This window comes from Microbacterium sp. BF1 (assembly GCF_019279095.1).
GTDB lineage: Bacteria > Actinomycetota > Actinomycetes > Actinomycetales > Microbacteriaceae > Microbacterium > Microbacterium maritypicum.
On record NZ_JAGYWT010000443.1, the window covers coordinates 1 to 2,035 of the forward strand.

General features: G+C 61.2%; 1 protein-coding gene. It reads right to left on the reverse strand.

What is annotated here, in order from left to right; translation table 11 throughout:
• Nucleotides 1–101: 101 nt before the first annotated feature.
• Nucleotides 102–1,889, reverse strand: coding sequence for a class I SAM-dependent DNA methyltransferase (locus KZA10_RS13395; RefSeq protein ID WP_308289673.1), 1,788 nt, complete (start codon nt 1,887–1,889; stop codon nt 102–104).
• Between the last annotated feature and the right edge of the window lie 146 nt (nt 1,890–2,035).

A 2,035-nucleotide genomic window follows, 5' to 3' on the forward strand; every position in this document is an offset into this window, starting at 1 on the left:
AAGTCCCGCCTCACCCTCGTCACCGACACCGGACCCGAGGAGGTGAGCGACAACATCCTCGAACTCAGCGCCTGACCCAGCATCGAAGGATCACGAAACGGCTACACCACTACCGGGGACTTGACCACACCGTCGGCGTAGTCGCCCTCCGGCTCAGTCAGCGGCACCTGTTCGGTGTCGCGAAGTTCTGTGTCGGGCTCGTACTCCACCACACGTGTTCGCCCGCTGATGATCGCCTCATATCGGCCGTGAAGCGGGTTGGACACGGCAGCGTGCGGGAGTGCCTTCTTGATGACCGGCGGAGCGGTCTCGTCGCGCACGCCATCCTCCTTGAGCTGCTTGATCTCCTTCGCTGTATACACACGGTTCGGATCCACTCCGACGATGCGCAGAGGACGTTCGACGGTGATCTTCTGATATCCGAAGTCGACTCCGTCGAACACCTTGGAGCGATCGGTGTCGGCGTACTGGTCGAACGCCGTGAACGCTTCGAGCACTTTGTCGGCGTCAGTCGCACTAACTTCGACGCCCTTCTCGCCGAGGTTCTTACGCAGCGGCGTCGACCATCCGGTCGCGTCGATCAGCTGAACCTTGCCCTTGCGGCGCTCCTCCTTCCGGTTGGAAAGCACCCACACGTAAGTCGCGATGCCGGTGTTGTAGAACATCTTGAGCGGCAGCGCGACGATTGCCTCAAGCCAGTCGTTCTCAATTATCCACCGGCGGATGTTGCTCTCGCCCTGCCCCGCATCGCCGGTGAACAGCGATGACCCGTTGTGGACCGACGCGATCCGGGACCCCAGTTCGGTCTCCTGCTTCATCTTCGAGATCAGGTTCGCGAGGAACATCAGCTGCCCGTCGCTGCTGCGCGTGACGAGCGAGTACTCGCTGTCGCCGTTGTGAGTGACCACGAAGCGAGGGTCGATGATCTTCTTCGCGCCGCCGAGGCGATCCTGGTCGGTCTTCCAGCTCTTGCCGTACGGCGGGTTCGAGAGCATGAAGTCGAACTCCTGCCCCGCGAACGCGTCATTTGACAGCGTTGAGAACTCCGGGCCGCCGACGATGTTGTCTGCAGCTTTGCCATCACCTTTGAGGATCAGGTCGGCCTTCGCGATGGCATACGTCTCGGCGTTAATCTCCTGCCCGTACAAGTGGGTCGAGACCTTCTTGCCGGACGATTCCGTGAGGTGGTGCAATGTCTCTTCAGCGACGGTCAGCATGCCGCCAGTACCCATAGCACCGTCGTAGAGGCGGTATGTGCCCGACGGGATCGCGTCAGCAATCGGTTCGAACATCAGCCGGGTCATGAGTCGGACCGCGTCGCGCGGTGTCCAGTGCTCGCCGGCTTCTTCATTGTTCTCCTCGTTGAAGCGGCGCACGAGCTCTTCGAAGACCGTGCCCATCCCATGGTTGTCCATCCCGGCCGGGGAGAGATCGAGATCCGGCGCGAGGAACTTCTCGATCAACGCACCGAGAGCGTCGGCCTTCGTCAGTCGGGGTAGCTGGTTGCGGAACTCGAAGTTGTCGATGATCTCCTGCACGTTGGGCGAGAACCCATCCAAGTAGGCCTCGAAGTTCTGCCGCAGGCGCGTCGAGTTCGACACGTGGCGCAAGTCCTGCAGCGAGAAACCAGACGTGTTGTAGAAGTCCTGCTTGGCCGCATCCCGCAGCGGTGCATCCTGGTCGGCGACGCCAGCCTCGTCCAGCATCTTCTTCATCGCCATCACGGCTTCCTGCGTCGGGCCAAGGACGCTGTCCAGGCGACGCAGGACCGTGAAGGGAAGGATCACGTCACGGTACTTGCCTCGGACATAGAGGTCGCGGAGCACATCGTCAGCGATGTTCCAGATGAGCGCCACGATTCGAGAGTGGTTGATGGAGCTGTGTGGCACGGGGATCCTTCACTTGTGACTAGGGCGTGTCTCCCATATCGCTGGTGAGGCTCACGGCAGTCTTGTTGTGTGAGGTCTGATTCGCGGTTGAGGGTGTTCACGGACGAGCAATGGAAGCGGATCGAGCCGTTGCTGCCCTCGAACGA